The sequence below is a fragment of the Pseudomonas sp. GL_135 genome (assembly GCF_057834665.1).
Window position 1 is genome coordinate 5550409 of sequence record NZ_CM174408.1, and the last position, 25670, is coordinate 5576078.

At 60.2% G+C, this 25670-nt stretch carries 23 protein-coding genes; 10 read left to right on the plus strand and 13 right to left on the minus strand.

Annotation, left to right across the window (positions count from 1 at the left end):
* Positions 1–8: 8 nt before the first annotated feature.
* Positions 9–1307, minus strand: coding sequence for an MFS transporter (locus tag AC3ISG_RS24580; RefSeq protein ID WP_122534196.1), 1299 nt, complete (start codon positions 1305–1307; stop codon positions 9–11).
* A 380-nt stretch (positions 1308–1687) separates the two neighbouring features.
* Between AC3ISG_RS24580 and AC3ISG_RS24585 the strand changes: the two genes are divergently transcribed.
* Positions 1688–2089, plus strand: coding sequence for an acyl-CoA thioesterase (locus AC3ISG_RS24585; RefSeq protein ID WP_037016781.1), 402 nt, complete (start codon positions 1688–1690; stop codon positions 2087–2089).
* Positions 2090–2195: 106 nt separating this feature from the next.
* Positions 2196–3107: a D-hexose-6-phosphate mutarotase gene (locus AC3ISG_RS24590; protein WP_489298183.1), complete on the plus strand. Its 912-nt coding sequence runs from the start codon at positions 2196–2198 to the stop codon at positions 3105–3107.
* A gap of 156 nt (positions 3108–3263) precedes the next feature.
* Here the strand turns inward: AC3ISG_RS24590 and AC3ISG_RS24595 are convergent, their stop codons facing one another.
* From AC3ISG_RS24595 to AC3ISG_RS24615, 5 genes are all read right to left on the minus strand, one after another.
* Positions 3264–3800 carry a DUF3299 domain-containing protein gene (locus tag AC3ISG_RS24595; RefSeq protein WP_122623580.1) on the minus strand — a complete coding sequence of 179 codons (537 nt, stop codon included), beginning with the start codon at positions 3798–3800 and terminating at the stop codon, positions 3264–3266.
* A gap of 79 nt (positions 3801–3879) precedes the next feature.
* Positions 3880–4125: a GlsB/YeaQ/YmgE family stress response membrane protein gene (locus AC3ISG_RS24600; protein ID WP_037016790.1), complete on the minus strand. Its 246-nt coding sequence runs from the start codon at positions 4123–4125 to the stop codon at positions 3880–3882.
* A 225-nt stretch (positions 4126–4350) separates the two neighbouring features.
* Entirely contained in the window at positions 4351–5433 is a 1083-nt protein-coding gene (locus AC3ISG_RS24605) for a 5-(carboxyamino)imidazole ribonucleotide synthase (RefSeq protein ID WP_489298184.1), read from the minus strand.
* Positions 5434–5440: 7 nt separating this feature from the next.
* On the minus strand, positions 5441–5932 hold the full coding sequence (gene purE / locus AC3ISG_RS24610) for a 5-(carboxyamino)imidazole ribonucleotide mutase (RefSeq protein ID WP_489298185.1): 492 nt from the start codon (positions 5930–5932) through the stop codon (positions 5441–5443).
* A 211-nt stretch (positions 5933–6143) separates the two neighbouring features.
* Positions 6144–7055 carry a LysR substrate-binding domain-containing protein gene (locus tag AC3ISG_RS24615; protein ID WP_122534200.1) on the minus strand — a complete coding sequence of 304 codons (912 nt, stop codon included), beginning with the start codon at positions 7053–7055 and terminating at the stop codon, positions 6144–6146.
* Positions 7056–7265: 210 nt separating this feature from the next.
* On the opposite strand from AC3ISG_RS24615, the gene AC3ISG_RS24620 reads away from it, so the two are divergent.
* From AC3ISG_RS24620 to AC3ISG_RS24630, 3 genes are all read left to right on the plus strand, one after another.
* Entirely contained in the window at positions 7266–8690 is a 1425-nt protein-coding gene (locus AC3ISG_RS24620; protein ID WP_122534201.1) for an aspartate ammonia-lyase, read from the plus strand.
* A 199-nt stretch (positions 8691–8889) separates the two neighbouring features.
* The gene (locus tag AC3ISG_RS24625) at positions 8890–10344 is read left to right on the plus strand and encodes an alanine/glycine:cation symporter family protein (RefSeq protein WP_489298186.1); all 1455 of its coding nucleotides are present in this window, start codon (positions 8890–8892) and stop codon (positions 10342–10344) included.
* 30 nt (positions 10345–10374) lie between these two features.
* Positions 10375–11379, plus strand: a complete 1005-nt coding sequence (locus AC3ISG_RS24630; RefSeq protein ID WP_489298187.1) for an asparaginase — start codon at positions 10375–10377, stop codon at positions 11377–11379.
* Between the two features lie 400 nt (positions 11380–11779).
* Here AC3ISG_RS24630 and AC3ISG_RS24635 read toward each other — a convergent pair whose 3' ends face one another.
* Complete coding sequence (locus AC3ISG_RS24635; RefSeq protein ID WP_420793010.1) at positions 11780–12670, minus strand: bestrophin family protein; 891 nt, start codon at positions 12668–12670, stop codon at positions 11780–11782.
* Between the two features lie 245 nt (positions 12671–12915).
* Between AC3ISG_RS24635 and tkt the strand changes: the two genes are divergently transcribed.
* Complete coding sequence (tkt, locus tag AC3ISG_RS24640) at positions 12916–15027, plus strand: transketolase (protein WP_489298188.1); 2112 nt, start codon at positions 12916–12918, stop codon at positions 15025–15027.
* A 64-nt stretch (positions 15028–15091) separates the two neighbouring features.
* Here the strand turns inward: tkt and AC3ISG_RS24645 are convergent, their stop codons facing one another.
* On the minus strand, positions 15092–16303 hold the full coding sequence (locus AC3ISG_RS24645) for a YeeE/YedE family protein (protein WP_489298189.1): 1212 nt from the start codon (positions 16301–16303) through the stop codon (positions 15092–15094).
* A gap of 91 nt (positions 16304–16394) precedes the next feature.
* Positions 16395–17942, minus strand: coding sequence for a MocR-like pyridoxine biosynthesis transcription factor PdxR (gene pdxR, locus AC3ISG_RS24650; protein WP_489298190.1), 1548 nt, complete (start codon positions 17940–17942; stop codon positions 16395–16397).
* Between the two features lie 89 nt (positions 17943–18031).
* Between pdxR and AC3ISG_RS24655 the strand changes: the two genes are divergently transcribed.
* The 3 genes from AC3ISG_RS24655 to AC3ISG_RS24665 are packed head-to-tail and all read left to right on the plus strand — an operon-like array spanning position 18032 to position 19800.
* Complete coding sequence (locus AC3ISG_RS24655) at positions 18032–18673, plus strand: FMN-binding negative transcriptional regulator (protein WP_489298191.1); 642 nt, start codon at positions 18032–18034, stop codon at positions 18671–18673.
* Positions 18666–19112, plus strand: a complete 447-nt coding sequence (locus AC3ISG_RS24660; protein WP_122623591.1) for a GNAT family N-acetyltransferase — start codon at positions 18666–18668, stop codon at positions 19110–19112. Before AC3ISG_RS24655 ends, AC3ISG_RS24660 begins: the two co-directional genes overlap by 8 nt.
* Positions 19113–19128: 16 nt before the next feature.
* Positions 19129–19800, plus strand: coding sequence for a GNAT family N-acetyltransferase (locus tag AC3ISG_RS24665; RefSeq protein WP_489298192.1), 672 nt, complete (start codon positions 19129–19131; stop codon positions 19798–19800).
* A gap of 132 nt (positions 19801–19932) precedes the next feature.
* Here the strand turns inward: AC3ISG_RS24665 and oadA are convergent, their stop codons facing one another.
* A complete protein-coding gene (oadA, locus tag AC3ISG_RS24670) occupies positions 19933–21741 on the minus strand; it encodes a sodium-extruding oxaloacetate decarboxylase subunit alpha (RefSeq protein WP_489298193.1) in 1809 nt (602 codons plus the stop codon).
* 103 nt (positions 21742–21844) lie between these two features.
* A complete protein-coding gene (locus AC3ISG_RS24675; protein ID WP_122534213.1) occupies positions 21845–23260 on the minus strand; it encodes an acetyl-CoA carboxylase biotin carboxylase subunit in 1416 nt (471 codons plus the stop codon).
* A 195-nt stretch (positions 23261–23455) separates the two neighbouring features.
* Between AC3ISG_RS24675 and AC3ISG_RS24680 the strand changes: the two genes are divergently transcribed.
* A complete protein-coding gene (locus AC3ISG_RS24680) occupies positions 23456–24406 on the plus strand; it encodes a LysR family transcriptional regulator (RefSeq protein WP_489298194.1) in 951 nt (316 codons plus the stop codon).
* Here the strand turns inward: AC3ISG_RS24680 and AC3ISG_RS24685 are convergent.
* Both AC3ISG_RS24685 and hexR read right to left on the minus strand, forming a co-directional pair.
* A complete protein-coding gene (locus tag AC3ISG_RS24685) occupies positions 24360–24590 on the minus strand; it encodes a PA3496 family putative envelope integrity protein (RefSeq protein ID WP_074885980.1) in 231 nt (76 codons plus the stop codon). The two genes, AC3ISG_RS24680 and AC3ISG_RS24685, sit on opposite strands and share 47 nt — an antisense overlap.
* Before the next feature lie 108 nt (positions 24591–24698).
* The gene (gene hexR, locus AC3ISG_RS24690) at positions 24699–25565 is read right to left on the minus strand and encodes a transcriptional regulator HexR (protein WP_065988147.1); all 867 of its coding nucleotides are present in this window, start codon (positions 25563–25565) and stop codon (positions 24699–24701) included.
* Positions 25566–25670 lie beyond the last annotated feature (105 nt).

Consider the following 25670-nt stretch of genomic DNA (forward strand, 5'->3'; position numbering starts at 1 on the left):
AGGCTGGATCAGGACTCGACCGGCTTTCCTCTCATCAGGAAAATACCGATCCCCATGCCCATGGCGCAAAGAATCGCCACGTACCAGGAAGGCCCCATCGGGTTGGCGGCGAACATCAGGCTGACGACCATTGGCGTTAAACCGCCGAAGATGGCGTACGCCAGGTTGTAGGAGAACGACAGCCCGGAGAAGCGAACAACCGGCGGGAAGGCCTTGACCATCACAAAGGGCACTGCGCCGATGGTGCCAACGAACAAACCGGTAATCGCGTACAGCGGATACAGCAGATCCGGGTGCGTGCCGATCATGTGGTAGAAGGTCCACGAACTCACCAGCAGGCCCAGCGAGCCGAACAGGAAGACCAGCCCCGCGCCGACTCGATCCGCCAGCGCGCCCGCCCCGATACAGCCCAGACTCAGCAAAACAATGGCGAGGCTGTTGGCTTTCAGGGTGTCGGCGGGTGCGAAACCGTAGGCCTTTTGCAGCAGGGTCGGCGTCATCAGAATGACAACCACCACACCGGCGGAGAGCAACCAGGTCAGAAGCATCGACAGCACAACCGCGCCACGGTGATCACGCAATACCGCTTTGAGCGGCACTTCGTCAGCCAGTTGCTTGCGCAGTTGCAGCTCGGCGAACACCGGGGTTTCGTGCAGCCAGCGGCGCAGGTAAACCGACATCAGACCGAAAACGCCACCAAGCAGGAAAGGAATCCGCCAAGCGTAGTCCGATACCTCAACGGGCGAGTACACGCTGTTGATCCAGGTTGCGACCAGCGAGCCAAGCAGAATCCCGGCCGTCAGACCGGACGTGAGGGTACCGCAGGCGTAACCGACGTTACGGGCGGGAACGTGTTCGGAAACGAATACCCACGCGCCAGGCACTTCGCCACCGATTGCAGCACCCTGAATGACGCGCATCAGCAGCAACAACATGGGAGCCCAGATGCCGATCTGCGCGTAGGTGGGCAGCAGGCCCATGATCAGCGTCGGAACGGCCATCAGGAAAATGCTCAGGGTGAACATTTTCTTGCGGCCCAGCAGATCGCCGAAGTGCGCCATGACGATGCCGCCAAGGGGCCGAGCCAGATAACCGGCGGCAAAAATGCCAAACGTTTGCATCAAACGCAGCCATTCGGGCATGTCTACGGGGAAAAACAGCTTGCCTACTACTGCTGCGAAGAACACGAAGATGATGAAGTCGTAGAACTCCAACGCTCCGCCCAAGGCAGACAGTGAAAGGGTTTTGTAATCGTTGCGGTTCAGCGGGCGCGAAGGCTGCGTAGCACTTAAAGGCACAGAGGACATGACAATGGCTTCTCTTTTGAGGCTCTCTTTGGGCGAAAAATCAACGGTGACTCAACCGTGGGTAACGGCTTCACACGCGATTTCTCGACTCGAAAAGTTAATCGGGCATCAAAATTGCGTGCCAAAAATGGCGTAGTGCGCCAGGTCGGTCCGGCACGATAGCAAATTGCGTACAAATGCACATGGATTGCAATGACGCGAAGGCATCATGAAAAAGCGGCGGTCGTGTCGTGACGGCGCGCCAGATATACTCGCCGGCCGCGACTCGACCGGGCTCTTCAGGGAAGTTGTGCGAAACCATTTGCCCAAGTCGTTTTCGCAGAGTTTCCCTTTAAACAAAATGAAGACTTAGTAGAGTCATGGGTCAGAGGGACCCGATAATGATTGAGCTCGAACAAGAAGATCCGATACCGCAGGGCGATCTTGCTCTGCAGATTACCGCCCTACCCCGCGAAACCAACGGCTTCGGCGATATTTTCGGCGGCTGGCTGGTTTCCCAGATGGACCTTGCGGGTACTGCCATGGCGAGCAAGGTGGCCGGTGGACGTGTGGCGACGGTTGCTATCGACCGCATGGCGTTCCTGGTGCCGGTCGCGGTGGGGGCGCAGTTGTCGTTCTATACCCAAACCCTGGAAATCGGCCGCAGCTCGATTCAAATGATGGTCGAGGTGTGGAGCGATGATCCCTTGTCCAGCGAATGGCGCAAGGTGACCGAAGCCGTATTCGTTTTCGTCGCCATCGACGGCAGCGGCCGTACCCGCTCGGTGCCGGCTCGTCGCTGATCAGTAAGCCAAGGGGGGCCGATGTGCCCGCCCTTGGCTTTGCGCAACAAACTCATCAAGCTTGGCGCAGTCTGAGTCAGTCACTGTCCTTCGAGTGAGAACCCCTATGCCTACGTCAAACGTCGAATCTTTCCAGCTCGGTGAGCTTAATTGCTGGCGCATTCGCCACGGTCAGGCCGAACTGGTGATTGCCCAGCAAGGCGCGCACATCATCAGTTACCAGGTGGACGGCGATGAGCCGCTGATCTGGTCCAACCCGGGCGCGCTGTTCAAATCGGGCAAGCCTATTCGCGGCGGGATGCCGATCTGCTGGCCGTGGTTTGGCAATTTTCAGCGTAACCCGTCGAGCGTGCAGGCCATGCGCGAGAGCAACGAGCCGGCAAAGGCTCACGGCGAAGTCCGGGCGATCGACTGGGAATTGATGGGCGTCGGTGAGGATGGCGACGCGTTGATTGTCGAATTCATCCAGCCCCAGGCTGAAGGACATCTGCCGGGGTGGCCGCACACTGTTGGCTTAAAGCTACACATCCGCCTGGATACCGCGCTGAATGTCAGCCTGGTGAGCTTCAACGCTGGCACTGAAGACGTCACGCTCAGTCAGGCGCTGCACAGTTATTTCGCAGTCAGTGACGTCGGCCAGATCAGCATCGAAGGGCTGGACGGCGTGGAGTACCTGAACACACTGGAAAGCTGGGACACCCAGAACGTGCAGGTGGGCGATATCACCTTCACCGGCGAGACCGACCGTATATACCAGGACACGCCCGACCTGATTTCAGTGGTCGACCCGGAGTGGAAGCGCCGGATTCAGATTCAGACGACGGGTTCGCAATCGGCCATCGTCTGGAACCCGTGGATCGACAAGACCAAAACCTTCGACGACATGAAGGCTGATGGCTGGAAGAGCATGGTGTGCGTTGAAACGGCAAACGTCATGACAGATGTCGTGACGCTTAAGCCGGGCGATATGCATGCGCTGAGCGTCAGCATCTGGGCCGAGCCATTGGCAGAAGCCTGACGATACTGCGCTATTTTGTAGGACCGGCTTCAGCCGGGAAGAGGCCTGCGTGCGCACCTTCGATTTTGTGGTGTGACACCCGACGCCTTCCCGGTTAAAGCCAGTACTACACTGCATCGAGCCGGATCCATCGAATCTGCACGCTATGTCAGCGAACTACAAATCCGCCTCAACAACCACACGCACTTTCGACGCATCCAGCGCATAGGCGGCGTCGGCGAGATCATTGTTCACCTTCTCGACCTTCAACGTGCCGATGACCCACAACGGTGTGTAAATGTCGGAGATCTTCAGGCCTTTCGGATAACGCACCAGCACCAGCTGATTCGGCGGCGGCGGCGGCACGTGGATGCAGGCGCCCGGGTACGGGACGAGGAAGAACAGCGTACTGTGGCCTTTCGCGTCAGTCTCTAGCGGTACCGGATAGCCACCCAGGCGGATGGTTTTGTCGTTCATCGACGCGACGGTTTTGGTGGAGTACATGACGGCAGGCAAGCCCTTGCTCTGCTTCAAACCGCCTTTGCTGTCGAACGTTCCCTGGCCTTCCGGCGAGTTGTGGTCGATTTCGGGCATGGCTTCGAGGGCTTTCTGATCCGACTTCGGCATCAGCTCGAGCCAGTCGGTTTCAGGTAATTCAGCGGCGCGTGCCAGTCCGCAGACCAGCAGCAGTGAAACGAAGAGGAGATGACGCATTGGAGATGCTCGGCGGGAGGAGTTGAATGCCGGGCATTCTAGCCCTCTGCGCAGCAATAGCGCAGAGGGCCAGGCGTGCTTAACGCTTTTTAATCATGCCGTAGATCACCAGCAGGATGATCGCGCCGACAAGTGCACCGAGGAAACCTGCACCCTCGCCTGCGCGGTAGATACCCAGCGCCTGACCACCATAAGTGGCAGCCAGCGAGCCGCAGATGCCGAGCAGGATGGTCATGATCCAGCCCATGCTGTCGTCGCCTGGCTTCAGGAAGCGCGCCAGCAGACCTACGATCAAGCCGATGAAGATGGTTCCGATGATTCCCATGCCATGTCCCTCTGTTTGAATGAATATGCCAATAGCCTAGCTAGCTATTGGCAACACGCTATGAGAGGGGCGGCCCGGCGAAATGGTTCAACAGGATATGAAGGACACTGTAGGAGCGAGCTGGCTCGCGATCTCGCTGGGTCCGACAGCAATGAGGTCGCGGACAAAATCCCATCGCGAGCAAGCTCACTCCCACAGAGGCCGTCAAGACCGACCACGCTGTGATCAGTTTTTGATCAATGCCTCGACCTGCTTCACCTGACGATCCAGCGTCTTGCGGTCTTTGCTGCGCACCGTGGCGTGGCCGACCTTGCGCCCGGCCTTGAAGGCCTTGCCGTAGTGATGCAGATGACAGTCTTCGATGGCGATCACGTCGCTCACAGCCGGCACATCACCGATGAAGTTGAGCATCGCGCTCTCACCAACCTTGGCCGTCGAACCCAGCGGCAGCCCGGCAACGGCGCGCAGATGGTTCTCGAACTGACTGCACTCGGCACCTTCGGTGGTCCAGTGGCCCGAGTTGTGGACACGCGGGGCGATCTCGTTGGCTTTCAGGCCGCCATCGACTTCGAAGAATTCAAAGGCCAGCACGCCTACGTAATCCAGCTGCTTGAGCACACGCCCGGCGTAATCTTCAGCCAGCGCCTGCAGCGGGTGATCGGTGCTGGCGATGGACAGGCGCAGAATGCCGCTGTCGTGAGTGTTGTGGACCAACGGATAGAAGCGGGTCTCGCCATCACGGGCACGCACGGCGATCAACGAAACCTCGCCGGTGAACGGCACAAAGCCTTCCAGCAGGCACGGCACGCTGCCCAGTTCGGCGAAGGTGTCGCTCACGTCTTCAGGGGTGCGCAGGACTTTCTGGCCCTTGCCGTCATAACCCAGCGTGCGGGTTTTCAGCACGGCCGGCAGACCAATGCTGGCCACCGCAGCGTCCAGATCCGCCTGGGACTGGATGTCGGCGAACGCCGGCGTCGGGATGCCGAGGTCCTTGAACATGCTTTTTTCAAACCAGCGATCGCGGGCGATGCGCAGTGCTTCGGCGCTCGGGTAAACCGGCACGAACTGCGACAGGAAGGCAACGGTTTCAGCCGGTACGCTCTCAAACTCGAAGGTAACCAGATCAACATCGTTCGCCAACTGGCGCAGGTGTTCCTGATCACCGTAATCAGCGAGCAGGTGCTCGCCAAGCGCAGCGGCGCAGGCGTCAGGTGCGGGATCAAGGAAGGCGAAGTTCATCCCCAGCGGGGTGCCCGCCAGTGCCAACATGCGACCCAACTGGCCGCCACCGATTACGCCGATCTTCATGAAAACCTCAGGCCTCGCGTGGGTCTGGATTGTCCAGAACGCTGTCTGTCTGCTCAGCGCGGAATGTCTTCAGCACTGTGTGGAAGTGTGGATGCTTGGCGCCCAGGATACTGGCCGACAACAGCGCGGCGTTGATCGCGCCTGCTTTACCGATGGCCAGGGTCGCGACCGGAATGCCGGCGGGCATCTGCACGATGGAGAGTAATGAATCAACGCCCGACAGCATGGAAGACTGAACCGGGACACCCAGAACGGGCAGATGCGTCTTGGCAGCGCACATGCCAGGCAGATGAGCAGCGCCACCAGCGCCGGCGATGATCACCTCGATGCCACGGCCTTCGGCTTCTTCGGCGTACTTGAACAGCAGATCGGGCGTGCGGTGCGCCGAAACCACTTTGACTTCGTACGGGATGCCGAGCTTTTCAAGCATGTCGGCGGTGTGGCTAAGGGTGGACCAATCGGACTTGGAGCCCATGATCACGCCAACCAGTGCGCTCATCGTCGTGCCTCTCATCGGGCGCCCGCAGGCGCGGCTAAAAACAACAAGCCACGCGGGAAAACCGGCGTGGCTTGTCGTACAAATGATGACCAGTCGAACCGGCCGAAGGCCGCGGAGTATACCGCAAAGCGTCTCGTTTGACAGACTGCCGGCGATCTCCTGTCAGCCAACAAAATCGGACCATAGACGCCCGGATTTATTGACTCCGAGGTCAGGCGGCTGGCGAGCTACCGCCCGCTTCCAGCTTGCGCCATAACAGTCGCACATTGGCCTTGCGAACCAGCGCGCAGCGGTACAACCGAATCTCCAGCGGGACGTGCCACTGAGGGCCGCCGCAAATCACCAGTTCGCCTCGTTCGAGCTCCGCTTTCACACTCAGCCGCGGCACCCACGCGATGCCCAGCCCCTGTAGCGCCATGCCTTTGAGGCTGTCGGCCATCGCCGTCTCGTAAATCGTCGTGAAGCGCACGCTGCGTTGGCGAAGTAGCAGGTTCACCGAGCGCCCCAGAAATGCACCGGCGCTGTACGCCAGCAGTGGCACGCTTTGCTCCCCTTCCAGGTCGAACAGCGGCCGCCCCTCTTCGTCCGTAGAGCAGACTGGCAGCATTTCGGTCATGCCCAGGTGCAGCGACGGGAAGATCTCGGCGTCCATCTGCAACGCGGCATCGGGGTCGTAGAACGCCAGCATCAGATCACAACCGCCTTCACGCAGCGCGTGTACCGCGTCGCCGACGTTGGTGGCGACCAGGCGCGTGGCAATGTTCAGCCCTTCATTGCGTAACTGCGCGATCCAGCGCGGAAAGAAGCTCAGCGCCAGCGAGTGAGCGGCAGCGATCTGCATGACCTCACCCTGCCCGCTCTCCAAGTGATGCAAATGACGCAGCACTTCGCCGAGCTGGTCGACCACCGTCCTCGCGGTGACGAGGAATAATTGCCCTGCCGCCGTCAGCTCGATCGGCGTGCGCGAGCGATTGACCAGCGTCAGCCCAAGCGCCGCTTCAAGGCTGCGAATGCGCCGACTGAAAGCCGGTTGCGTGACAAATCGACGCTCCGCTGCCTGGGAAAAACTGCGGGTCGCGGCCAGCGCACTGAAATCTTCCAACCACTTGCTTTCCAGGTTCATCGTTTCTCCAGCGTTAGAAATGGCGCATTCGCAGGTGCGGACGGAGCGTCATACACTGATTCACACGTTCGCAACAATCCCTGCGTCACAGCGCCATTATGCCGATTGTGCATAGGGCAGCGTTTTACAGCATTGGTCCCGAATCGCCTGCAAGCCTAGTATCAGCGGCGTTCCGGCTTAGTCCGTGCCCATCTTGAGACTTTCTCTATCATGTCCTCCGCTGCATCATTTCGCATCGAAAAAGACTTGCTTGGCGTTCTCGAAGTACCCGCTGAAGCGTATTACGGCATTCAGACCCTGCGCGCTGTGCACAACTTCCGCCTCTCGGGTGTTCCGCTTTCGCATTACCCGAAGCTGGTTGTAGCGCTGGCGATGGTCAAACAAGCTGCAGCGGATGCGAACCACCAGCTGGGTCACCTGAGCACCGAGAAGCATGCGGGCATCAGCGAAGCTTGCGCACGACTGATCCGCGGTGATTTCCACGATCAGTTCGTCGTCGACATGATCCAGGGCGGCGCCGGCACCTCCACCAACATGAACGCCAACGAAGTCATCGCCAACATCGCGCTTGAAGCGATGGGCCATGCCAAGGGCGAATACACGTTTCTGCACCCGAACAACGACGTGAACATGGCGCAGTCCACCAACGATGCGTACCCGACGGCCATTCGTCTGGGTTTGCTGTTGGGCCACGACTCACTGCTCGCCAGTCTCGACAGCCTGATTCAGGCATTCGCGGCCAAAGGTCACGAGTTCAACCACGTGTTGAAAATGGGCCGTACCCAACTGCAAGACGCGGTGCCGATGACCCTGGGTCAGGAATTCCGCGCCTTCGCCACCACCTTGACTGAAGACCTCAACCGCCTGCGCAGCCTGGCGCCTGAGCTGCTGACCGAAGTCAATCTCGGCGGCACCGCCATCGGCACCGGCATCAACGCCGACCCTGGTTATCAGCACCTGGCCGTTCAGCGTCTGGCGACCATCAGCGGCCAGCCGCTGGTGCCGGCGGCGGACCTGATTGAAGCGACCTCCGACATGGGTGCTTTCGTGTTGTTCTCCGGCATGCTCAAGCGCACCGCGGTCAAGTTGTCGAAGATCTGCAACGACCTGCGCCTGCTCTCCAGCGGCCCGCGCACCGGCATCAACGAAATCAACCTCCCTGCCCGTCAGCCAGGCAGCTCGATCATGCCGGGCAAGGTGAATCCAGTGATTCCAGAGGCGGTGAACATGTGCGCCTTTGAAATCATGGGCAACGACCTGGCGCTGACCATCGCGGCCGAAGGCGGTCAATTGCAGCTGAACGTGATGGAGCCCTTGATCGCCTACAAGATCTTCGACTCGATTCGCCTGCTGCAGCGCGCCATGGACATGCTGCGCGAGCACTGCATCGTCGGCATCACCGCCAACGAAGTGCGCTGCCGCGAACTGGTCGAGCACTCGATCGGCCTGGTCACTGCGCTGAACCCTTACATCGGTTACGAAAACGCCACCCGCATTGCCCGCGTTGCACTGGAAACGGGCCGTGGCGTGCTGGAGCTGGTGCGTGAAGAGGGCTTGCTCGATGACGTCATGCTGGCAGACATCCTGCGCCCAGAGAACATGATTGCGCCGCGGCTCGTGCCTTTGAAGGCTTGATCGTCCGGCTCTCCAGCACTTGCAACACGATCACCAGGCTGAGGGTTTAGACACCCCTCACCCTTTTGAGGGCCGGAAGCACAAGCTTCCAGGCCCTTTTTTTTGCCTGCTTTATGCCGGCTTGCAGCAAACCGAATAAAAGACTCCAATAACGCGCACCGGTATAGTGCGCACCCTCTAAGAAAGCGAGGAAACACCAATGCTTGAAGTCATCAACGACTTCCTCTCGGGAAAAGTACTGATCGTGCTCATTGTTGGGCTCGGTGGATATTTCACGATTCGCTCGCGTTTCGTTCAGTTCCGTCATTTCTTTCACATGTTCGCGGTGTTTCGCGACAGTTTGCGCAGCAGCGCCGGCCAGTTGAGTTCATTCCAGGCCCTGATGCTGAGCCTCGCCGGCCGCGTCGGCGCCGGTAACATCGCCGGCGTTGGCATCGCCGTCACCCTCGGCGGACCGGGCGCGGTGTTCTGGATGTGGGTCACTGCGCTGGTCGGCATGGCGAGCAGCTTTTTCGAATGCTCCCTTGGTCAGCTGTACAAACGCTGCGACGCCGAAGGTCAATACCGCGGCGGTCCGTCGTATTACATTCAGCACGGCCTGGGCAAACGCTGGCTGGGCATGATCATGGCGGTGTTGCTGCTGGTGACCTTCGGCTTTGCCTTCAATGGCCTGCAATCCCACGCCGTGACCCACTCGCTCAACGACGCCTTCAAGATCTCGCCAAGCTACGCCGGCGTCGGTCTGGCGATTCTGCTGGGCCTGGTGTTCGTCGGCGGGATCAAGCGCATCGCCAAGGTCGCCGACCTGCTGGTGCCGATCAAGACACTGGTCTACATCGCCGTCACGCTGTATGTCATCGGCGTGCAGTTCGAACACGTTCCGCACATGCTGATGACCATCGTCAAAAGCGCGTTCGGCATGGATGAAGTGTTTGGTGGCCTGATCGGCAGCGCCATTGTCATGGGCGTCAAACGGGGCGTCTTCGCCAACGAAGCCGGCCTGGGCAGCGCGCCGAACGTAGCGGCGGTGGCTCAGGTCGAGCACCCGGTTGCACAAGGTGTGGTTCAGGCGTTCAGCGTATTCCTTGATACGTTCGTCATCTGCACCTGCACCGCGTTGCTGATCCTGCTGTCCGGTTTCTACACCCCGGGCTTCGAAGGCGATGGCATTGCCCTGACGCAGAACTCCCTCGCCGCCGTCGTCGGTGACTGGGGCAAGCTGTTCATCAGTGTGGCGCTGGCGCTGTTCGTGTTCACTTCGATTCTCTACAACTACTACTTGGGCGAAAACAGCCTGCGCTTCCTGCTGGGTGAGAACCGCAAGGCGATCTTCGGTTACCGCGTGCTGGTCCTCGCGTTGATTCTGTGGGGCGCGGTCGAGGATCTGGGCACGGTGTTTGCGTTCGCCGACATCACTATGACGATGCTGGCCTTCGTCAACCTGATCGCACTGGCGATGCTGTTCAAAATCGCGCTGCGGGTGCTGAAAGACTACGATGCCCAGCGTAAAGCCGGGATCAAGACGCCAGTCTTCGACTCCAGCCAGTTCCCCGATCTGGACCTGGATCTGAGAGCCTGGCCAAAGCCTGATGCCGCTCAGCCTGCGGCGCACATGGCAGCGGTCAGCGGCAAACCGGTCGCGGACGCGCGTTGATCATTTGAACCTCAATCCAGGGAGACAGGCATGAACCGCATAAACCACGCACCCGCCCGCCAGGTGATGGTGTTGTATACCGGTGGAACCATCGGCATGCAGGCCAGCGAAAACGGGCTGGCACCCGCTTCCGGCTTTGAAGCGCGCATGGCTGAGCAGCTGGCTGCACTGCCCGAAGTGGTCGTGCCGCAGTGGTCGTTCCGCGAAATGTCTCCCCTGATCGACAGCGCCAACATGACGCCCGCCTACTGGCAGCGCCTGCGTGAAGCGGTTGTCGACGCGATTGAGGTTCAGCATTGCGATGCCGTACTCATCCTGCATGGCACCGACACCCTGGCCTACAGCGCAGCGGCCATGAGCTTTCAACTGTTGGGCCTGAACGCCCCTGTGCTGTTCACCGGCTCGATGTTGCCAGCGGGCGTTCCCGACAGCGACGCCTGGGAAAACGTCAACGGCGCCTTGCAGGCATTGGATCAAGGGCTTGCCGCGGGAGTGCATCTGTACTTTCACGGCGAGCTGCTGGAACCGACGCGTTGCGCGAAGATTCGCAGCTTTGGCCGCAACCCTTTCGCTGCGCTTAATCGCGCTCGGGGTGGTGAGGCCGCACCGGCGTTGCCGGCGGCGCTGGATTACCGCCAGCCCAAGCATTTGGCGAATGTTGCGGTGTTGCCCCTGTTCCCCGGCATTGGCGCTGCTCAGCTGGACGGTTTGATCGACAGCGGTATTCAAGGTCTTGTGCTGGAATGCTTCGGCAGCGGCACAGGGCCCAGCGATAACGCCGACTTCCTCACCAGCCTGCAGCGTGCTCACCAGCAAGGCGTGGCTGTGGTGGCGATTACCCAATGCCATGAAGGCGGGGTCGAGCTGGATGTGTACGAGGCCGGCAGTCGTCTGCGAGGCGTCGGCGTGCTGTCAGGCGGCGGCATGACCCGCGAAGCCGCGTTCGGCAAGCTGCATGCGCTGCTGGGGGCTGGACTGGATGGGGATGAGGTGCGGCGGTTGGTTGAGCTGGATGTGTGTGGCGAGTTGCGCTGAGCGAGTAGCGTCACTCAGATAGTTGTCTGCACGCCTTTACCGGCGATGAGCCCAGACATTTCGCAAGGTCGATAACCCACAACTGGCCGCAAACTGCCCGGTGTCCAGACGCTATACTCGCGCAGCAAACACAATCCTGTGGGAGTGAGCTTGCTCACGAAGACGGCATTTCAGCCGCTGAAGATTCAGCGCACGTCCTACCCCTTCGCGAGCAAGGTGGAACGCCACCCCGGTCGCTCCCACAATTGGTGTATCGGCGGCGTGGTTTCGTATTTGATGAGAGCAAGCTTGCTCGCGAAAGCGGCCTCTTCATCGACGGGTATCTCGCGGATGGACCGTCCTCTTCGTCCGGATGCGTCTGGCGTCAATCATGCCCTCATCAAGCAAGGGCATGACCTCATCACGAATAAGCAACCTCAACCGGCCGCTTGTCCATCGCGTCCTGCAGCATCGAGTTCAGATTGCCGGAGATGTTTTCGCACAGCGCTTTCATCTGAATCTCGTGCTCGGAGGCCTTGAACGGGCTTTGCAGGTCGGTGCCGATTTTCTCGATTGCCAGCAGCATGAAACCCACGACAGTCGACGCCAGTGGCGTGAACCAGCCCAGTGTTTCGACCAGACCGATCGGCACGATGATGCAGAACAGCGTGATGAACAGGCGCGGGAACGTCACGTACGGGTAAGGCAACGGGGTGTTGGCGATGCGCTCCATGCCGCCCTGGTTATTGGAGATTTCCACCAGCGTCGCTTCAAGCCGCTCAAGACGAATGCTGTCCAGCCGACCGGCTTTGTATTCCTGAGTGATGATCGCGGCGGACTCATTGAGGATCGCGTTAGGGAAGTTGTTGGTGCGCGTGCGGCGCTCGAATTCTTCCCGGGAAATCATCGCCGTTACCTGCTCGCCGCAATCGCTGCCCTTCAAATGGGCAGACAGGCATTCAACGTAGGCCACATGACGGCGCAACAGCGTGGCCTTGACCGGGTTCAGCCCGTCCTCGTCATCAATAAACGTCAACACCTGCCGGGCAAAGCTGCGGGAGTTATTGACCAGCGCACCCCACAGCGTGCGCGCCTCCCACCAGCGGTTATACGCGCTGGTGTTGCGGAAGCTGGTCAGCACAACCAGCGCAGAACCCAACAGGGTCAGGGGCATCGATGGCAGAGTGATCTTGCGATCCAGAAACAGCATGAAGTCGACGGTAACGACGACGTCCCATATCAGTAGCCAGAACAAGGACCAGCCGATGTAGGTAAATGTCCTGATCATGGCGCGGTACTTCTTGACGATCATTTCCTGCAAGGGCCACCTCCGGCGCAATACGTTGAATCAGTCGGCAAGGGCTCGACCCAAGGCTTCGAATACGTCTGGGCAACTTCGTTCGTTACGCTCACAGGCTATATGTAACCAAATACTCAATGGAAGCTGAATCGCTTCTCCAAAAGACTGGCTGACAGATTGTTCATGGAACGATAACGCCCTCGCCGCGCTCAACAACTATCTGGATGCTTCCGCTACCCGTCACGAGGAGAACGTTAATGAGCTCGTCTGCCAACTCTCACTCCACCGAACGATCAGGCGCAGTGCGCACGTTTACGCCGCATACTGACCGCGACCAACTGACCATCAATACCATCCGCACCCTGGCCATGGATGCTGTGCAGAAAGCCAATTCCGGGCACCCCGGTACGCCGATGGCGCTGGCACCTGTCGGCTACACACTGTGGAAAGATTTCCTGCGCTATCACCCGGAACACCCTGACTGGCCAAACCGCGACCGTTTCGTGCTATCGGTCGGCCATGCTTCGATGCTGCTGTATTCGCTGCTGCACCTGGCCGGTGTGATCGAGATCGATGAGCACGGCAAGCCATCGGGCAAACCTGCGGTGAGCCTCGAGGACATCAAGCAGTTTCGCCAGATGGACTCCAAAACCCCGGGCCATCCTGAGTACCGCATGACCACCGGCGTGGAGACCACGACCGGTCCGCTGGGTCAGGGTTGCGCCAATAGCGTAGGCATGGCGATGGGTGAGCGCTGGCTGGGTGAGCACTTCAACAAGCCGGGCGCCACGCTGTTTGATTACAACGTGTACGTGCTGTGCGGCGACGGCGACATGATGGAGGGCGTGACCGCCGAAGCGGCTTCAATCGCCGGGCACCTCAAGCTGTCGAACCTGTGCTGGATCTACGACAACAACACCATCAGTATTGAGGGCCACACCGAACTGGCTTACAGCGATGATGTGCAGAAGCGTTTCGAAGGCTACGGCTGGAAAACCCTGCACGTCAAAGACGCCAACGACGCCAGTGCGCTGGCCAAGGCGCTGCAGACCTTTCAGCAAACGAGCGATGCGCCGACCCTGATCGTGGTCGACAGCGTCATCGGCTTCGGCTCGCCCAACAAACACAATACGTCTGCCGCCCACGGCGAACCGCTGGGCGATGACGAAATCAAGCTGACCAAAAAAGCCTACGGCTGGGATGAAAACAGCTCCTTCCTGGTGCCGGAAGATGCCCGTCACTGCCTGCGTGACGCACTGCTGGAACGTAGCGGCAGCGATTACGACGCCTGGCTCGAGACCCTTAAGCAGTTCGAAAAGGACCAGCCCGAGCTCGCCGATCAGCTCAAGCGCATGCGGGCCGGTGAGATGCCCGAAGGCTGGCAAGACAAGCAGATGAATTTTGAAGCGGACGCCAAAGGCATCGCCTCGCGCGCTTCCGGTGGCAAGGTGCTGAATGCCTTTGCCGAGCAGATCCCGTGGCTCATCGGCGGCTCGGCAGACCTTTCGCCGTCGACCAAAACCAACCTGACGTTTGATGGGGCGGGCAGCTTCGAAGCAGGTAATTACGGCGGTCGAAACCTGCACTTCGGTATCCGCGAACATGCCATGGGTTCCATCGCGAATGGCTTGGCCCTGTCCTACATCCGTCCGTACACCTCGACCTTCCTCGTGTTCAGCGATTACATGAAGCCGCCGATTCGTCTGGCGTCGATCATGGAATTGCCGGTTATTTTCGTCTTTACCCATGACTCCATCGGCGTCGGCGAAGACGGCCCGACCCACCAGCCCATCGAGCAACTGACTCAGCTGCGGGCAACGCCCGGTGTGCTGACAATTCGTCCGGGCGATGCCAACGAAACGGCCGAAGCCTGGAAAATAGCGCTGGCGCAAACCAGCAGGCCATCGTGTCTGGTGCTGTCCCGTCAGCCGCTGCCAACCCTTGATCGCTCGAAATACGCCAGCGCCGAGGGCCTGACCAAAGGTGCCTACGTGCTGGCGGATGCGGTGGAAGGTAAAGTGGACGTCATCTTGATCGCTACCGGCAGCGAGGTCGGCATGACCGTCGAGGCGTTCGAGAAACTCAAAGCCGAAGGGGTCGCGGCGCGCGTGGTGTCAATGCCGAGCTGGGAGTTGTTCGAGGAACAGGACAAGGCCTATCGCGACGGCGTGCTGCCGCCGGACGTTAAAGCGCGGGTGGTGGTGGAACAGGTGGGGCCTGTGGGATGGGATCGGTATGTCGGGCAGACCGGCGCAAAGATCGTGATGAACACCTTCGGTGCATCGGCTCCCATCGACAAGCTGCAGGCCAAGTACGGATTCACGGCGGAAAACATCGCCAAACTGGCGAAGGAGCAAATCGCTGGTTAATCCTGTGTAAGAGCGCTTGCCCGCAACTCGCGGGCAAGCGCCCTCCTTCCTTCAGATCACCCGTTCAGCATCCGGTCAATGCAGCGGGCTGACGCTCACCCTCAAAGAAGAACGGCCGAATCCGCACGCCCACTGCGTTGCCCGCAAAGGCAGCGATCAGCCAAAGCCAACCGTGCAGGCTGCCTGAGGCGATGCCGCTGAAATAAGCGCCTATGTTGCAGCCGTACGCCAGGCGCGAACCGTAACCCAGCAACAGCCCGCCAATCACTGCAGCGATCAACGAGCGCGTCGGGATTTTCAGACTCGGAGCGAATCGTCCTGCAAGGCCGGCCGCCACTGCCGCACCCAACATGATGCCGATGTCCATGACGGTAGTGATGTCCTCCCACACCGGCGCGGCCAGCGCCTTGGCGTTCGCTGGCATTTGCCAGAACGGCCAGCTGCCCACGTCCACACCCAGACCACCGGCGACTTTTGCGCCCCACAGCGCGAAGGCCGAGGTGATTCCCCAAGGGCGACCGGCCAATGCCAGCGTGGCGTAGTTGAGCAGCGCCAGGCCTACCGCGCCCCACACCAGCGGCCACGGCCCGCGAAAGAAACGGCGCACGCCAACATGCTCACTGGTGACGGCCGCTTCCAGCTGTCCGTGCCGACGCTTTTCCAGCTTGACGGTGACAAGGGCAATGATCGCAAACAGCGCCAGGCTCATCAGCAACGCAGGGATCACGCCGAAGGTTTTAACGATGGAAGTGGCGGGGAACGACGGCAACGAGAACCACCAGTCGACGTGATGCGTGGCGATCAGCGAGCCAATGATGAAGAACAGCAAGGTCACGAGCATCCGCGCATTGCCGCCGCCGACGGTGAACAACGTGCCGGACGCACAGCCGCCGCCCATTTGCATGCCGATGCCAAAGATGAAGGCGCCGAAGACAACCGACACGCCCGCCGGGGCCACAAGGCCGGTGACCGGCGTGCCGAACAGCGTACCGGCACCCAGCGCGGGGAAGAACATGACCACCGCCACGGCAAGCATCACCATTTGCGCGCGCAAACCGGCACCGCGTCGCTCGTTGATGAATACCCGCCAGGCCGAGGTGAAGCCGAATGCGGCGTGATACAGCGTTAGGCCCAGCGCGGCGCCAACGATCAGCAACAGCACTTGCCTGCCGCCAACGGCGGATTGCAGAAACAGAGCGCCGACCACCAACAAAAGGAAGGCGATCAGCGGCGCGCCAAGCTTGCGCTGCGGCGCCGCGGAGAGAGGAAGACTCATGGGCGTATCTCGAAGAAGGATTGCGATGGGCGCGAGTATACGCCGACGCCTGCTGGATGACGCGCCGACCCCGCAACCGGCGTCAGCACCCTCAAACCTGCCAGGCGCTCCGTAACCGCGCCAGCGCCGAGGCAATATCCGTTTCAGGCACCGCTGCAAACCCCAGTACCAGCCCGGCCCGATCATCGACCGGCGTCTCGGACTCCGGCAGCCAGTACTCACTCAACGGCGCTATCTCGACGCCGACACTTTCCGCCTTGGCGACCAGTTCCGTTTCACGCTCCAACGTGTCCACTACGACGGTCACATGGAGCCCTGCAACGGGCTTGATCATCGGGCTGCAACCCGCAAGGGCCTGGGGCCAGCCGGCCAGTAATGCGTTGCGTCGACTCAACGCCGCCCGGCGCATGCGACGGATGTGCCGCTGAAAGTGGCCCGCCGCGATGAACTCGGCCATGACCATTTGCGTGCCGACCTCGGAATGACGCATGTCCACGGCCCGGCGTCGACTGAACGGCTCAACCAGGTTGCGCGGCAACACCAGATAACCCAGACGCAGCGCTGGAAACGCGACCTTGCCGAATGTCCCGACGTACAGCACGCGACCGCTGCGATCCAGCGCCGCCAGGGGAGCCAGCGGTGCGCCGCTGTAGCGATACTCGCCGTCATAGTCGTCTTCGACGATCCAGCCCTGATTGCGCTCGGCCCACGCAAGCAGCTCCAGCCGCCGCGCCAGACTCATCGTCACGCCCAGCGGGTATTGGTGGGAGGGCGTCACGTACGCCAGCTTGCAACCTGAGTCATCGAGAGCCGGGCTGCGCATGCCTTCGGCGTCAACCGCCATGCCCTGCAACCTGGCGCCCGCCACCCCGAAGGCATGACCGGCCGCGCGGTACCCCGGATTTTCGATCGCTACCACGTCGCCCTGCTCCAGCAGCAGCTGTGCACAAAGGGTAATCGCCTGCTGCGCGCCATTGGTGATCACAATTTGCTCAGGCGCGCAGCGCAGGTCGCGGGACGTCCTCAAATAAGCAGCGATCAGCTCCCGCAATCGCCATTCGCCAGCCGGGTCGCCATAACCCAGGTGTTGCAGGCCCGGCTTACGCCAGAAAGCCGCGTGCAGCTTGCCCCACGTGTCGAAAGGGAACAAATCGAATGCCGGAACCCCTGTTCGAAACGCCTTCGGCAGGCCGCTTTTTGGAGGCCGCAAATGATGCTGGTCCAGCGTATGCATCGCTGTGCTGTGGATAAGATTGTTGGACAGTCCGGCGTTCAAAAGAGCAGGTATTGTGCATAACCCTGTTGATAAGCCTGGTGATAACCCTGTGGACAGGTGTGTGGATAGTTTTTTTGCAGCCAGCGGTTTCTCCCTCAACAGTGCCACATAAGTACCATCGCCCACGCGGCTCTCGGTAAAGCCTTCGGCGTAGAGCTGGTCATACGCACGCATCACGCTGTTGCGGGAGATGGCGAGGGACAGCGCCAAATCCCGGCTTGCCGGCAAGCGCGTGCCACCGGACAGACGGCCGTCGAGGATGCGTTCGCGCAAAGTTTGATAGAGCTGGCGGCTGAGACCATGGCGGCGGTTCAACTCGATGCCAGCGAAATCAAACGTCAGCGCGGGTGCGTGTAAGTGCATGGGATTGGCCCTATGAGATTAACCATTAATGGCTCTTACAACGAACCAATAGGCTGCCTAGGATTGGCTCAGCCGCCAAGGAAAACCTCATGTACACACCCAGCTATTTCAGAGATGAAGACCTCGTCAGCCTGCACGGGCAGATCGAATCCACGCGCCTCGCGACACTGGTCACCTTTGACGAGACCGGCTTGCAGGCGAGCCATATCCCCTTGTTGCTCGAACCGACGCAGGGTCCGCAGGGCACGCTGTACGGGCATCTGGCAAAGGCCAATCCGCAGTGGAAAGCCCTTGAGGCAGGCGCTCAAGCGCTGCTGATTTTCCAGGGTGCGGACGCCTACATCAGCCCCTCTTTTTACGCCGCCAAAGCCGAACACGGCAAAGTGGTGCCTACGTGGAATTACCGGGCGGTGCATGCCTACGGCCGTGCCGATGTGTTCACTGATCCCGACCGACTGTTGCGGATCGTCACCGGCCTGACCGACAAGCACGAGGCCGGCCGCGCCGAACCTTGGGCCGTGACCGACGCTCCGGCCGGTTACATCGAGAAAATGCTCAACGGCATTGTCGGCTTCGCGATTTCCATCGAGCGGCTGGAAGGCAAACGCAAGCTCAACCAGAACCGCAGCGCCGAAGATATCGCCGGCGTCAGCAAAGGCCTGGCACTGAGCCAGGACCCATCCGATCAGAAAATCGCTCAGTTGATGAGCCAGGGAGCATCGCGTGTCTGACCTCCACATCCGCCCCGTCACCGCCGAAGATCACGACGCTTGGTTGCCGTTGTGGCACGCCTATTTGACCTTCTACAAAACCACACTGGCCGATGCGGTTTCACAGAGCACCTGGCAGCGGTTTCTGGACAACAGCGAGCCCACCAACGCCGCCCTCGCCTGGCAGGACGGCAAAGCGGTAGGCATGGTGCATTTTATTTATCACCGCTCGAACTGGAGTATCAGCAATGCCTGCTATTTGCAGGACTTGCTGGTAGTGCCGGAACAGCGCGGCACGGGCGTTGGCCGCCAACTGATCGAATACGTCTACGCGACCGCCAAACGGGACGGCGCCGACAAAGTCCACTGGCTCACCCACGAGACCAACGCAACCGCCATTCAGCTCTACGAGCGCATCGCTGAGCGCCCGGGCTATATTCAATTTCGCAAACCGTTGTAAGACAGGGACTCTCGATATGTCGAATCTTGAAAACTGGCAACCGGCCAAGCTGCCGGATACCCGCACGCTGCAAGGACGCTTTATTCGTCTGGAAAAACTCGACACCGCCCGCCATGGCGATGGGCTGTGGGATGCACTGGAAGGCCCGGCCGCAGACCGCAAATTATGGGATTACCTGTTCGTGGGCCCGTTTCCAGAGCGCGGCGCATTCAATGACTATCTCGCAGGCCTGGAAGACTCGACCGATCCGTGGTTCTACACCGTCGTCGACCAACAGACCGGGGCCATCGACGGCTTTCTGAGCTTGATGTCCATCGTCCCGAACGCAGGGCGCATCGAAATTGGCCATGTGACCTTTGGCGCCTCGATGCAACGCACGCCAAAAGCCACAGAGGCGGTTTATCTCCTGGCGAAGGAATCCTTCTCGCTGGGCAATCGCCGCCTGGAATGGAAATGCAACGCCGACAACGCCCGCTCCAAACGCGCGGCCGAACGATTCGGGTTCAGCTTCGAGGGCACATTCCGCCAGCATTCGGTATTCAAAGGCCAGAATCGCGATACGGCCTGGTACTCGATCATCGACAGCGAATGGCCCGCGGTGCAGCAGGCGTTCGAAACATGGTTGTCTGTGGATAACTTCAGGGACGGTCAGCAGATCAGAACGCTGGAGCAGCTGCGCGGCAACTGAGCGCGTTGAAACGAACATCCGGAGGCACCCAGCTTAAGGCAAAAAAAGAGGAGCCACGAGAGCTCCCCCAGAGGTAACCGTTTAGCCTGCCGCCTCTGTGCGCGGCAGGCTTCCAACTGTGCAGCGGCTCTTTCAGCCCTCGATTTCGATCAAAATCTCCCCCGGGTTTACACGATCGCCCTTGGCAACGTGAATGGCCACGACCTTGCCAGCGACTGCCGCCTGAACTTCGGTCTCCATCTTCATTGCTTCAGTGATCAGCACCGCCTGACCGGCGCGAACGTCATCGCCCTCCTTCACCAGCACGTCGACGATGTTGCCCGGCATGGAAGTGCTGACATGGCCTGGCTTGCTGGCCTGGGCACGCTTGCCGATCCCGCTGCCAACGAACTCATTGAGCGGCTCGAACACCACTTCTTCCGGCATGCCGTCGATGGACAGATAGAAGTGACGCTTGCCCTCGGCCTTGACGCCCACGCCTGTGATATCAACGCGGTAGCTTTCGCCGTGAACATCAATGACGAATTCGGTCGGGACGCCCTCGCCGCCCGCCTTCGCTACCGCGCCCGGCTCGGGAATCGGCAGCAGAGGCTCTGGGGCCAAGGTGCCCGCCGCACGTTCTTCGAGAAACTTGCGGCCGATGTCCGGGAACATCGCGTACGTGAGCACGTCCTCTTCGGTGCTAGCCAACGCGCCGATTTCGCCGCGCAGCTTGGTCATTTCAGGCTTCAGCAGGTCGGCCGGACGCACATCGATCAGCTCTTCGTTGCCGATGGCCTGACGACGCAGCGTCTCGTCCACCTGCCCCGGCGCCTTGCCGTAGCCGCCTGTGAGGTAAAGCTTCACTTCGTTGGTGATGGTCTTGTAACGCTCGCCGGCCAGCACGTTGAAAAACGCCTGGGTGCCGACGATCTGTGAAGTCGGGGTCACCAACGGCGGATAACCCAGGTCTTTGCGTACCCGCGGAATCTCGGCCAGCACTTCGCCCATGCGGTTCAACGCGCCCTGCTCTTTGAGCTGGTTGGCAAGGTTGGAGATCATGCCGCCCGGCACTTGGTTGACCTGCACGCGGGTATCGACCGCCGTGAATTCGCTTTCGAACTGGTGATACTTCTTACGGACCGCATAGAAATACAGGCCGATTTCCTGCAGCAGCTCCAAGTCCAGACCGGTGTCGAATTCGCTGCCTTTCAGGGCCGCGACCATCGACTCGGTACCCGGGTGGCTGGTACCCCAGGCGAAGCTGGAGATAGCGGTGTCGATGTGGTCGGCACCGTTTTCGATGGCCTTGAGCTGGCACATCGCAGCCAGGCCTGCGGTGTCGTGGGAGTGAATGAACACGGGCAGCGATTGCTCGGCCTTCAGCGCCTTGACCAACTCGCCCGTGGCATAAGGGGTCAGCAGACCGGCCATGTCCTTGATCGCGACGGAATCACAGCCCATCGCTTCCATCTCTTTGGCCTGCGCCACAAACGCGTCGATGGTGTGCACCGGGCTGGTGGTATACGCGATTGTGCCCTGGGCATGCTTGCCGGAAGCCTTCACCGCTTCGACCGCCACGCGCAGGTTGCGCACGTCGTTCATGGCGTCAAAGATGCGGAACACGTCGATACCGTTGTCCGCCGCCTTGGCGACGAATGCCCTGACCACGTCATCGCTGTAGTGGCGATACCCCAGCAGGTTCTGACCGCGTAGCAGCATCTGCAGACGCGTGTTGGGCAGCGCCGCGCGCAATTGGCGCAGGCGCTCCCACGGGTCTTCCTTCAGGAAGCGCACGCAGGCGTCGAAGGTCGCACCGCCCCACACTTCCAGCGACCAGTAGCCGACTTTGTCGAGCTTGTCGCAGATCGGCAGCATGTCCTCGGTGCGCATGCGGGTCGCCAACAGAGACTGGTGGGCGTCGCGCAGAATAGTGTCGGTGACGAGGATTTTCTTGGACATGTTCGGATCTCCTTTTAGCTTCAAGCGGCAAGCTACAAGCGGCAAGTCACAGCGGATCGGCTTCAACTTGCAGCTTGCGGCTTAGCGCTTGCAGCTGGCTTTTTTATAAGCCCGCATGGGCAGCGATGGCGGCGGCGATGGCCAGGGCCAGCTCTTCGGGTTTGCGCTTGATCGAGTAATGGGTGAGCTCGGGATGGCTCTCAACGAAGCTGGTATTGAACTGGCCGCTGCGGAATTCCGGGTTGCGCAGGATTTCCTGGTAATACGCGGCCGTGGTCTTTACCCCTTGCAGACGCATGTCGTCTAGCGCACGCAGGCCACGGTCCATCGCCTCCTCCCAAGTCAGCGCCCAGACGATCAGCTTCAGGCACATGGAGTCGTAATACGGCGGAATGGTGTAGCCGGTGTAAATCGCCGTGTCGGTGCGCACGCCGGGGCCGCCCGGCGCGTAATAACGGGTGATCTTGCCGAAGCTCGGCAGAAAGTTGTTTTTCGGGTCTTCCGCGTTGATGCGGAACTGCAACGCGAAACCGCGATGGATGATGTCTTCCTGCTTGACCGACAGTGGCAGCCCGGACGCAATGCGGATCTGCTCGCGAACGATGTCGATCCCGGTGATTTCCTCGGTGATCGTGTGCTCGACCTGTACGCGGGTGTTCATCTCCATGAAGTACACCTCGCCCTCGGCGAGCAAGAACTCCACGGTGCCGGCGTTCTCGTAACCCACGGCCTTGGCGGCGCGCACGGACAAGTCACCGATGTAGGCGCGCTGCTCTGGCGTCAGTTGAGGGCTTGGGGCGATTTCGATGAGTTTCTGGTTGCGGCGCTGGATCGAGCAATCGCGCTCGAACAGGTGCACGACGTTGCCGAAGCTGTCGCCGAGGATCTGCGCTTCGATGTGCTTGGGATTGACGATGCACTTTTCGAGAAAGACTTCAGCCTTACCGAAGGCCTTGGTGGCCTCGGAAATGACCCGAGGAAATGCCTGTTCCAGCTCCTCCCGGCTGTTGCAGCGACGAATGCCGCGCCCGCCGCCGCCGGAGGTGGCCTTGAGCATGACGGGGTAACCGATGCGATCGCCTTCCACCAATGCTTCGGCGATGTCGGCCACGTTCCCTTCCGTACCGGGCGTCACCGGTACGCCGGCTTTGATCATGCTGCGCCGAGCTTCGGTTTTGTCGCCCATGCGGCGGATCACTTCAGCAGACGGACCGATGAACTTGATACCCCGTTCAGCGCAGATGTCCGCGAGCTCCGCGTTTTCCGACAGAAACCCGTAGCCGGGGTGCAATGCGTCGCAGCCGGTTTCAACGGCGAGGTTCACCAGCTTGCGCGGGTTCAAATAGCCTTCGAGGGGGTCCGATCCGATGCCGTAGGCTTCGTCGGCACGCTTCACGTGGAGCGCGTGACGGTCCGCCTCGGAATAGATCGCCACCGAGCGGATGCCCATCTCGGCGCATGCGCGCACGATCCGAACAGCAATTTCCCCACGATTGGCGATCAGGATTTTTTTTATCACGGGTATTTCCTCGACCGATTAGCAGATGGACCAGAAGGCTGGTCAATGCCGCGCGACATTCCGTTACTGCATGTTGCTCGCAGGTGAGGCCACCCTATGACGAACCAGCAATTAACAAAAATGAGTAAAAATTGGGTGAACCATAAGTAAAACCTTATAGTTGCCAGTATTAGGTAAGCGGCTAGGGCTGTAACAATGCGTAAGTCTTTGATGCGTATGACATTGCGTCAGTTACGGATCTTCAATGAGGTCTGTGATTTGCGCTCTTACAGCCGGGCAGCTGAGGAAATGTCGCTGACCCAGCCGGCGGTGAGTCTGCAGATTCGTCAGCTGGAAGAGCTGGTTGGCCAGCCGCTGTTCGAGTACGTGGGTAAAAAGCTCTATCTCACGGAAGCAGCCGAAGCGCTGCAGCTTGCCAGTCGCGACATCTTCGGTCGGCTGGAGAACCTCGACATGCAGCTCTCCGACATGCAGGGCTCCCTGCAGGGGCAGCTCAAACTGGCGATCGAATCCAGCGCCAAGTATTTCGTTCCTCACCTGTTCGCGGCCTTCAAGCGTAAATACCCGGAAGTCATGCTCAACCTCACGGTCGTCAATCGGGCGCAGGTGATTCGGCGGCTGTCGGATAACCGTGATGATCTGGTCGTGATGTCGATGGTCCCCCAAGACATGGGCCTGGAGTTTCTACCCTTCCTGAATAACCCGATCGTTGCCGTGGCGCAGCCGGATCATCCGTTGACGCTATTGCCCAATCCGACGCTCAAGGATCTGGAAGCAGCGACGCTGGTGGTCCGCGAACAGGGTTCAGGGACGCGCAAGGCGTGTGAGGAGTATTTCAAGGAGAAGCGCATTCATTTCGAGCACACGCTGGAAGTGTCCTCGGCCGAGGCGCAGCGTGAATGCGTGGTGGCGGGGCTCGGCATTGCATTGCTGACGCGCCATGCGCTGAGCTTGGAACTCGCCACTGGCACGCTGATCGAGCTGCCAGTGGCCGAATTGCCGTTGTACCGAAGCTGGTGCGTCGTACAGGCGCGGGACAAACGTCTGTCGCCGGTGGCTCACGCGTTCCTGGCATTCATTCGGACTGAGCGTGCGCAAATCAGCGAGCTGGTCGCGCGCTTTGATGGCCACCTTCCGAAGCGCTAGCGCTTTGCCAGAAGTGGGCAGTGGCGCCATCCAGGTAGTTCGAGAGTTCCTGGTTCAGGCGGCGTTCTTCGGAATGGCTTTCGATCGCACGCCGGAACGCCATGCGGCGCTGGTCTTCCTGCTGACGGCGGGTCTTGGTGCTGGAGGTGCTGTGCTGCTGCGAGTCATCGTAGTGCCGAGGCATATCCTGTCTCCCATTCGTGTGCGGGAGTACAGAGTGGCGGGATGCGGTGACGATCAGACGTCGGAAGCGTTACAGGTTGGTGAAGGTTTCAGCACTGCGTGGCTCAGCTCAATCCTCGGACGATTTGATCGACTTCGGCGACAACCGCAGGCTGCGCAAGCTGCGCTTCACGCTTTTCAGGTGATTGACCAGGCTCGGACCGCGCGCCATGGCGACGCCCATCGCCAGGACATCAATGACCACCAGATGCGCGATGCGTGAGGTCAACGGCGTGTAGATTTCGGTGTCTTCGTGCACGTCGATCGCGAGGTTGACCGTGGACAGCTCGGCCAATGGCGTCTGACTCGGGCACAGGGTGATCAGGTTGGCGCCGCTTTCGCGAACCAGATTGGCCGTAATCAGCAGGTCCTTGGAGCGACCTGACTGCGAGATGCACACCGCTACGTCAGTGGGTTTGAGCGTCACAGCCGACATCGCCTGCATGTGCGGATCGGAATAGGACGCTGCCGTCAGCAACAGGCGAAAGAACTTATGCTGGGCGTCAGCAGCAACCGCACCCGATGCGCCGAAACCGTAGAACTCGACCCGATGCGCCGCCGCCATGACCGTCACCGCTGCCTGCAAGGCATGGGGGTCTAGCTTTTCGCGCACTTCTATCAACGTGTGCAGCGTGGTGTCGAAAATCTTCAGGCTGTAATCGGCGACGGAATCGTCTTCGTGGATGGCGAACTGGCCGAAGCTCGCGCCAGCAGCGAGGCTTTGCGCCAGCTTGAGTTTCAGGTCCTGAAAACCGGTGCAGCCAATGGCGCGGCAGAAACGCACGATCGTCGGCTCACTGATACCGACCGCATGCGCCAGATCGGCCATGGAGCTGTGCATCACGGCCGCCGGATCGAGCAGCACGTGATCGGCTACTTTCAGCTCCGATTTGCGCAGGAGATGGCGTGACTGGGCGATGTGCTGCAACAGATTCAAAGGACAGGACTCAAGTGAAGGATGGGCCGGGCTGTAGCTTTCTTGTAGTTATACTACATGACCTGCAAACCGCACAGTTAAACGATCTTCCCGCAGTCAACCGAT